Here is a 9,156-nt window from a genome sequence, read left to right as displayed (position 1 = left end):
GCTTTGAATTGGACCGGATCCGCTAACACCTTACGGGCCAGCGGCATGTGCAAAGGCCGCGCTATAGGCCGAACACATGTCAGTACCCGAACCGATGCAGATACGGTCAAAATTACCTCTTGCGTTTTGGGCGTCTACACATGTTGCAAACTTTGGCCGGCATGTTGCACCTTCGCCCGGATTGATCCAACTGGTGCTTGGTCAATAATACTTTTTGGGAAGGGGCAGGTTGGACCTTCGTCAAGCGGTTTCCGTCAATTTGCAGATCTCGCTGGATAATTTCACCCAATCAGAGCGATAGCTTCGAACCTCGCCAACGTTTGTGACAGAGCCTACCGGTTTCCTGATTCAAAAATGCGTTCGCCCTGCTCGTCAATCACCTGCTTCGCCTTAGCGATGCTGAAGCTTTCGGCCTGATCCCGGGTGTCAAAGACATCCGCTCGGATCACCACATAGGTCCTGTGCTCTCCGTCGATGGTCTTTTCGATACGGGCCGATAGGCGATACTTGCCACCCTCGGCCATCAGATCAGGGAAGATGTTGAACCCTTTATACGCGACCGGATCAGGATCCGACTTTTTGCCGCCACCGAAGAGTTTTGAGAAGAGGGACATGGGGCGGTTCCTTTCGGCGTTGCTCGGATCGGACACTAGCGCTGCTAAGGGCCGGGGTGAAGCGCGTTGTGTGATCAATTCACCGATTGCTCGATCCGATAGCACTCTCCGCACATGGCCTGAACGTCCCGATCTGCGGCGAACGAACTGACGCCAGAAAAGCGTTGCCGGACATGTGGACCTCCATTGCGCGTGAGCCAATGCCAACATGCGTTCTGGCCCCCGTCCCTTTGGGTTCACTCCCGACCTAAGCGCAAGCGCAGCATCCAGCGCTCAGGCGTATTTGACTCGATGAGCACGGCCCAATCCGAACCTCCGTCTGCAGTCTTTATTGCTGCGGCGCGGCCCGCCATTTCGGCAATTCACAGCGAATGCAGGAGTGGGTGGCGGATGAACTCACGCCGGGCGGAGCAAGCGGTCCTTATCCTACCGCCCTCAAATGGTCGGTTAGCAGCGTTAGCGACCGAATCCGGGAAGCCGAAGAGATCAAGAAGCAATTCGATGCCGAACGATCGAACACCGTCATCCATCGCTGATTAGAAACCCCTTAGGGCTCACAAACTGACTTAGATCAATGTCCCGAGAGTCTCGTTATGATACATCTTCAGGTAGAATGGATTGAGTCCTCTGGCAAGCTATAGGGATCTATAAGCATGATCGGAACGAAGCATAAGGCACTCCCCAAAACACTCGTCATTTTAGGCCTGGCAGGCGCGGTTGGCTTTTTTGCGTTGACTTCACCGTGGGCGTGGTCGGCCATACGCGGCCTGCCCGAGCCCCCCGTCGACCTGGAAGGTGCGGACCTTGAAAACGGGCGGTACATGTTCGTCATGTCCGACTGCGCCACCTGCCACATGACGCAAGGCCAGGAAAGCGACGAATTGCTGGGCGGTGGGCGCGTTTTGGAAACGCCGTTCGGGGCCTTTCACATGCCCAACATATCGCCTGACTCCGAGCACGGGATCGGCAATTGGACCCTGACCGAGTTCGACCGCGCCGTGCGCGAAGGAGTGGGCCCCAGCAGCGTGATGCCGGATGGCAAGAACCTCTACCCTGCCTTTCCCTACACCTCTTACCAGCGCATGAAGCCTGAGGATGTGCGGGACCTCTACGCCTACATGATGACCTTGCCCGCAAGTGACAACGCGGTCGAAGACCACGAGTTGAACTTCCCGTTCAATATCCGCCGGGGTATTGGCGTGTGGCGTCTGGCTTTTCAGGATGGTGCACCGGCCGACGCGTTTGGCACGCCCCTCGCTGATTTGCCCGCCGATGTGGACAGGGACCTCTACAAACGCGGCCAATATCTGGTTGAGGGTCCCGCGCATTGCGTTGAGTGCCACTCTCCCCGAACGCTCATGGGCAACATCCCCGCTGGCATGCGCTATGGCGGCGGCGTCAATCCCGAAGGCACTGGTTACTTCCCGAATATCAGCCCGGACGAAACGGGCATCGATTTCTGGTCAACCGCGTCGATCGCCAACTATCTGCACGACGGCAAAAGTCCGATCGGGCGCACAGCTGGCGGCGATATGGCCGAGGTGATTAAGAACACCAGCCAAGCGGAATGGACCGACCTGCAGGCCATGGCTGTCTACCTCAAGAACGTGCCGCCGGTGGACAACCGCGCACCGGGGGTGCCCGAGCCTAATCACACGACCCAAATCGTTATGCTGGAAAACATCATCGAGCGTCATGCACAATTGCCAGTTAGTGACCCGGGCGAGATCAAGCTTGGCGACGTAGTCTATGTCGCGGGAACCAAATCGGCCTTCTTGTCGGCTGATGGCATGGATGGCGAGCCCGATGGAAAACTCATGGGCGGGTCGGCTGCCGAAGTGATTGCGCGCGAGGCGGATGCCCTGAAACTGAAGGCCTGGGGGTGGCAGCTGGAGGAAGCGCCTTCAGTCATCTATCAGGAAAAAGGTCAGCGGGTGCTCGTCGCGGCTCTGGGCGATGGCGCGATTGGCGCAACGGTTCGTGGAGAGCCCGAAGCGGACGAAAAGACCGGACAGATCTGGCTGCCAGTGAATCTGGAGATGTGGTCCGATGCCAGCAACCTGCACCTTGACCGCGAAGTGCTCTGGAGCTTTAGCGAGGAGGCCTACCAGACAAGCTGTTCCACTTGTCATACCTTGCCCGAGAAGGACCACTTCAAGGCCAACCAATGGATCGGCACCCTGAAGGCGATGAAGCGCTTCACCAGCTTCACCGATGATGAGTACCGCCTGATCCTGTCGCATCTGCAGAACCATTCCCACGACCTGAGTACCGGCAACGTGGTTCCGCAGCATGTAAGCGAGAGCGTGCCGCAATGATCGCAGAGCCCACTCAAGGATCCCGCATTGTGTCCGACGAACTGATGATACAAGCCGCTGCGATGCTGAGCGAGGTCTTCATCGCGCCGCCGGGCGAGGCTTTGATTACTGCCAAAGCCAAGCCCGCCGCGCGGGAGGACTTGAGGAATCTGGGCCTTGCACTGTTGGCCTCACCGGCCGCCGATCAGCTATGCAAGATCCTCACCGACACCCCATCAGAGCAACTGACAGCTGACCTTCAGCGCAGCTATACGCGGCTCTTTGAAGGCGTCTTCCCACGCGAGACCGTGTCACCTTATGAAAGCCATTGGCAGGCCTCTGGCGAGTCGGCGGTAAGGTCGATGAACGCGGCCTTGCGGGCACTGGATATCCGCGTCAGCGAAAAATGTGCAGAGCCGGTCGATCATATTTCGATCCAGCTTTCGACCTATGCCGCTGCGCTGCTGGACGGTCGCCGGGACATTGCTGCGGATGTCGCACGCAATCTGTCGGTTTGGGTTCCGGCCTTCTTTACGGCGGTCATTAGCCGGGACCAGTCGCAGTTCTATGCGCAACACGCAGAACTACTGAGTGCCTTCGTCACCGCTGCGCGCGAATATTCACCCGATTCAACCATCTTAACGTCGCCCAAAATACAGCAACGTGAGGGAGAAGACGCATGACTTCCACATCGAAATCACGCCAGCGTTCAAGTACGGTATCGTCGACACGGCGGAGTTTCCTGCAAGGCTCTGCCGCCACGATGGCCACGGCTGCACTACCTAGCATGCTTCCATTGCTGACGCGGGGCGCGCAGGCACAAACCGCGCGGCAGGAGATTCTGTCCGGATGTCACTGGGGCGTCTTCAAAGGCATCGTTGAAGACGGCCGCGCAATAGAATTTGCCCCATGGGAAGGAGATGCGCATCCGACACCGATGCTGGAGGGTGTTCGCGACTCGATCTATTCGGAATCGCGCATTCGCTATCCGATGGTGCGGAGGGCTTGGCTGGAACAGGGTCCCGGCGCGGACCTGGACGGGCGTGGGTCCGGCGACTTTGTTCGTGTATCCTGGGAGGAGGCTATTGAACTGGTCGCCGACGAAGTGACTCGCGTTCGCGAAACCTATGGCCAACAGACGATCTTTGGAGGCTCATACGGCTGGAAAAGCCCCGGCAAACTGCACAATTGCAAAACTCTGCTGCGGCGGATGCTGAACCTGACTGGCGGCTTTACCTCCAGCATCGGGGATTATTCGACCGGGGCCGCGCAGGTGATCCTGCCTTACGCGACAGGGTCGATTGAGGTCTATGAACAATGCACCACCTATGAGATTCTGGCAGAACACACCGATCTGATGGTGTTCTGGGGCTGCAATCCCGACACCTGTTCGCAAATCTCTTGGCTGGTGGCAGATCACGGGGCTGGCGTCGGGCTGGAGATGTTGAAAAAAGCTGGCGTCAAGGCCATCTGCATCGACCCGATCCGGACCGAGACCTGCGACAAATTGGATGGCGAATGGATTGCCCCGCGTCCGCAAACCGATGTCGCACTGATGCTGGGGATCGCCCATACACTCTATGCCGAAGGGCTGCACGATCAGGCGTTCCTTGATCGCTTCACCAGCGGGTTCGAAGAGTTCGAGCCCTACTTGACCGGTGCTTCGGACGGCCAACCCAAAAGCGCCGAATGGGCAGGTGATATCTGCGGGATCGAGCCCGAGGTCATTCGCTCGCTCGCTCGGCGCTTTGCCGAAGGGCGCACCATGCTGGCGCTGGGATGGGCGACGCAACGGCAGCATCACGGCGAACAATCCACTTGGATGCTGGTGACACTGGCCTGCATGTTGGGTCAGATCGGGTTGCCGGGCGGCGGCTACGGGCTGAGCTATCACTACTCCTCGGGCGGCTCACCAACGCATAACAGCCCGATCCTGAAATCCATCGACGACGGCGCTGGCGGCGGTGGCGGCCATTCGGTCGAAAGTACCGGCAGTCAGGTGTCGATCCCGGTGTCGCGCCTTGTGGAAACCCTGCTCAACCCCGGCAAGATCATGCAGTTCAACGGGAAGGAGATCGAACTGCCGCTGATCAAGATGGCCTATTGGGCGGGTGGCAATCCCTTTGCCCACCATCAGGACCGCAACGAAATGCTGGCGGCATGGCGCGAGCTGGACACGTTTGTCGTGCATGATTTTCAGTGGACCGCCACCGCCCGGCACGCCGATATCGTGTTGCCGGTGACGACCTCCTATGAGCGCAACGATATCGAGCAGGTCGGCGATTATGCCCTGAGCCATATCGTACCGATGAAGAAGATCGTCGAGCCACAGTTCGAGGCGCGCGATGATTTCGATGTCTTCGCCGCTATCGCGGACAAGCTTGGCAAAGGCTATGAATACACCCGTGGCCGCAGCGAGATGGATTGGATTCGGGGCTTCTACGAGGGCGCAAAGATCGAGGCCCGCGCCAAAGGCATGGAAATGCCGGTTTTCGATGTGTTCTGGAACTCTAACGAACCGCTTGCCTTCCCGCTGGAGGACGAACAGAAGTACTTCGTCAGACATGCGTCGTTCCGCGACGATCCGATACTGAACGCGCTCGGGACGGCAACCGGCAAGTTCCAGATTTATTCCCGTGCTATTGCGGATTACGGCTATGACGATTGCCCGCCGCATCCGACCTGGATGGAACCAATCGAACGACTGGACGGCCCGACAACGAGCTATCCATTGGGCATTGCCAGCAACCACCCGAGGGGGCGTCTGCATTCACAAATATGTGGCACATCTTTTCGCGAGACCTACGCGGTACAAAACCGTGAACCCTGCTGGATCAGTACTCAGGATGCCGCCGCACGCGGCATTGCTGATGGCGACATCGTCCGGGTCTTCAACGACCGAGGGCAGATTCTGGCCGGTGCCGTGGTCACCGACAAGATCATGCCCGGCGTGATCCGCATTCAGGAGGGTGGCTGGTTCGACCCCGAAAACCCGCGCGAGATCGGCAGCCTGTGCCGCTATGGCGACGTGAACAACCTGACGACGGGGATCGCCACGTCGAAACTGGCGCAGGCCAATTGCGGTCAGACCGGTGTCGCAGAAGTCGAGAAGTATACCGGAAAGCCAACCAAGGTAGAGGTGTTCTCGCAGCCTGTTTCCACCGGTTGAAGAAAGCCAGGCGCGAGAGATGGCCTCTGAACCTATTCATCACACATCAGCCACATAAATGATAAATGGAGGTGCGGACACCACTACGAGGATTAGACGTCGGTTCCAAGCAATTGTCGCTTGGTGCAGTATTGTTCTCTGGCAGACTTACAGAATTCGTAATTTTGAGCCTAGAGCTGGACGCAAGAACACGCTTCGCGGGGTCGTTGTTGTAGCAACCGTGTGGCTCAATCTGATCACCCACGCGTACGAGACCCAAGCCGTTCGCAATTACAGAGGCCCGCATCCGGAAGTTGGCGGAAGGCAACCTCATGCTGGAGACCGCGACTGAGCCGATGCTGCGAGCCAGAGCTGCCCCGCGACAGGAGCTTGCAATCCTTGAAAAGCAGGTACGCCAGCTTGCCCAGGACGATCCGGTTTGTCGTCGCTTGATGACGATGCCGGGGATCGGTGCCGTCGTGGCATTGACCTTCCGACCCTCTTCGATGATCTAGCACGCTTCACCTCATCGAAGAGGGTCGGGCCCTGGGCTGGCCTGACGCCGTCGCGCAACCAATCCGGTGAGCGCGATGTCTCGGGCGGCATTACCAAGGCTGGGGATGTCAATCTGAGGCGGGCATTATGCCAAGCTGCAACTGTCATGATGAACCGCGGACGCTTGACATGGCTGCGAACATGGGGTGCCCAGCTCGCCCAACGTCGAGGTCGGAAAATAGCGATGGTCGCCCTCGCTCGCCGTATTGCCGTCATCCTCCATCGGATTTGGGTCGATGGAACCGTATTCCAGCCCGACGCGGAACTGAGCATGGCTTGATCGATTGCTAACCCACCCATCGCCTGCCTGATCGCAGGCCTTGGAGGTCCCGCAGGGACGTGGTTCCGACGATGCCGTGGTCAGGACAGTCGCTGACTTCGATCAAGCACGCCTATGAGATGGGCTCACCGGAATTACATCGAACCAGCATCATGTTGGCAGCCACCGCGCTGACCACGAACCGAAGCATGTACCCGAAGGATCTCAACCGAAGGTCGCGACAGAAAGCAGGGCGGACACGAACAAGGTAAAGCTACACCGCCTTGGCGGATCAGTTATTCTGCGCAAAACAGCTTGACTAGGACGGCCCCGTTACCAAAGCCCTGAGCCTAATGAAATAAACAATGGCCTCCCGCTAATTGTGTGGGTGCACCTATGTAGCGCTGTGTTTTGTGCCTCGGTCGTATACGCAATGAAAATGTCGCACCTCGCTCGAATGGCATGTGTGGATGGCTCCTGCATAGCAAGACATTTTTGAAAGTAATTTCGCACTGGTCAGAAGCAGACGTGTGTCCGGCCTCACATGATGATTTCTCCGTCAATAGTTTGTTTCCGATTTGGGTGCCCGAGGCGAACTCTCTTTCGGCAGACCCCTGTCTGCAAACCTCACATCCGGCGGGACGAAGATCCCAACCACTGTCCCGCTTTCGGGACTGGAGAGTTCCAAAGGAACGGCGCCACTCTGTGATGACGGCATCAATTGTGCCACGCCGGACAACGGCGACGTTCCCTCGGTTACCAGGCGGCTATGCCGTCGCAGAGCAACCTGATTTCGCTGATTGTCAACTTGCAGGTTTCATTGTCGCCCCTTGCGGGACTAACCCGTCGGTGACGAACCGCCAAAGGGCAATCAGCAGCTTTCGGGCAAGCGCAACGATCATCACCTTCCGAACGCGCCGACCGGTCTGGCCTGTTCTCTCTCGGAACCAGGTAACCTGCGCGGCACCAGGCTGGTAGCGCAACCAGAGCCACGCCAGTTCGACCATCGTCGCTCTGAGCCGCCTGTTTCCCGCTTTCCCAATCCCTTGTTCACGCTCCACTCCTCCGCTGTTGTAGGGCGTCGCTGTAAGACCAGCATATGATCCCAACGCCTTGCCGTTGGCAAAGTGGCGCACGAAGGCCTCGCGAACCAACACGGTGGCACTCTGCACCCCGATGCCACGTAGCCTGCAAAGTTGTTGGATCATTCTGCCAGCCTCATCATCGGCGGGTTCCTCGACTACGGCATCACGCTCGCGTTCCAACTGAGCGATCTGGGTGAGTACAAGCTCGAGCCTGCTTAACAGTCGTTCGATCTTTGCGAGCGCGTTTGGCGGCAGCGGCTCCCCCAGCCCGGTGCGCAGATCCACCAATCGACGCCGGCGACTCTGAAGGAGCGGGTTGTAGCCCTCGACACCTAGCGTCGCCAGGACAGCGCCGATCCGGTTGGTCAGGCCAATGCGCTCGGAGATCAGCTCTGTCCTCTCGCGGATGCTTCGCCGTGCATCTTCGTCCGCTTCATCCGGGATTGGTACCATTGAGCAGACTCGCGGCTCGCCACGAAGCCATGCCATCAGGGTGCGGAGCAGCAACTCTGCATCAATACCATCGGACTTGGCCCGACGCATGCGGCGATCCACCGGGACGCTTGAAGGCTGGATGACGTGAACCTCGACCCCTTTTGCGGTCAGCCATCGCGCTAGCCAGAACCCACACCATCCAGCTTCATAGGTAGCAATCACACAATCGACCCGATAGCCGGCAGTGGCGGCTCGGGCCCGATACCCATCAATCGCCGCTTCAAGGGCCAGCTTCTCGGGGGTGATCGTTTTTCTGGTCTTGGATCGTGGCAGGCCTGGCACTTGTGCCGCCAGAACCCACGACTTGCTACTCAACTCAATCGCGAGAACGAGCGTGTGATCATATGAAATAGAATTCAGCGTATCGGACGAATGTGTCATTATCAGATCTCCTCATTTTGGCATGGCACAGACTATCCGTTCTGGGCCACTCATCATGGGATCTGTTTATGTTTTGGCATTGCCTCCACTGGCCCTGATGAATTCCGCGAGCGAGGTTCCAATCGGCTTATCGACCTCAGAGGGCCGCTACCATTCCCGGAGTGTCCTTGCTCGTGGTTGACTTAATTCCGCATCATCACTTCAACGTCTTGCATCTCGTGGGCGGTCGGCGTGGTTACAACGCTGGTTGCCGGTATTCCTGTTTCTTCGTGAGCATCGCCCAGATGGCCCGAGCGGCCTTGTTGGCCATCGCGACAGTTGC

The 9,156-nt window shown here is 58.3% G+C and carries 5 protein-coding genes and 1 pseudogene; 4 read left to right on the top strand and 2 right to left on the bottom strand.

All coding sequences use genetic code 11. The annotated features are described in order from the left end of the window. Positions 1-332 precede the first annotated feature (332 nt). The gene (locus AB1E34_RS25785; protein WP_372575153.1) at positions 333-614 is read right to left on the bottom strand and encodes an HlyU family transcriptional regulator; all 282 of its coding nucleotides are present in this window, start codon (positions 612-614) and stop codon (positions 333-335) included. A 653-nt stretch (positions 615-1,267) separates the two neighbouring features. On the opposite strand from AB1E34_RS25785, the gene AB1E34_RS25780 reads away from it, so the two are divergent. The 4 genes and pseudogenes from AB1E34_RS25780 to AB1E34_RS25760 form a co-directional block, all read left to right on the top strand. After that, positions 1,268-2,932: a c-type cytochrome gene (locus AB1E34_RS25780; RefSeq protein ID WP_372575152.1), complete on the top strand. Its 1,665-nt coding sequence runs from the start codon at positions 1,268-1,270 to the stop codon at positions 2,930-2,932. A 29-nt stretch (positions 2,933-2,961) separates the two neighbouring features. Continuing rightward, complete coding sequence (locus tag AB1E34_RS25775; RefSeq protein ID WP_372575151.1) at positions 2,962-3,594, top strand: TorD/DmsD family molecular chaperone; 633 nt, start codon at positions 2,962-2,964, stop codon at positions 3,592-3,594. Further along, a complete protein-coding gene (torA, locus tag AB1E34_RS25770) occupies positions 3,591-6,080 on the top strand; it encodes a trimethylamine-N-oxide reductase TorA (RefSeq protein WP_372575150.1) in 2,490 nt (829 codons plus the stop codon). Before AB1E34_RS25775 ends, torA begins: the two co-directional genes overlap by 4 nt. Positions 6,081-6,355: 275 nt before the next feature. Further along, positions 6,356-6,894, top strand: a pseudogene (locus AB1E34_RS25760) (transposase); the annotation flags it as partial. 782 nt (positions 6,895-7,676) lie between these two features. Here the strand turns inward: AB1E34_RS25760 and AB1E34_RS25755 are convergent. Next, a complete protein-coding gene (locus tag AB1E34_RS25755) occupies positions 7,677-8,834 on the bottom strand; it encodes an IS110 family RNA-guided transposase (RefSeq protein ID WP_372575148.1) in 1,158 nt (385 codons plus the stop codon). Positions 8,835-9,156: the final 322 nt, after the last annotated feature.

The sequence above is a fragment of the Ruegeria jejuensis genome (assembly GCF_041537905.1).
Lineage (GTDB): Bacteria > Pseudomonadota > Alphaproteobacteria > Rhodobacterales > Rhodobacteraceae > Ruegeria_C.
The sequence above is the reverse complement of the archived record's forward strand: the minus strand, read 5'-3'. Positions and strand labels throughout refer to the sequence as shown.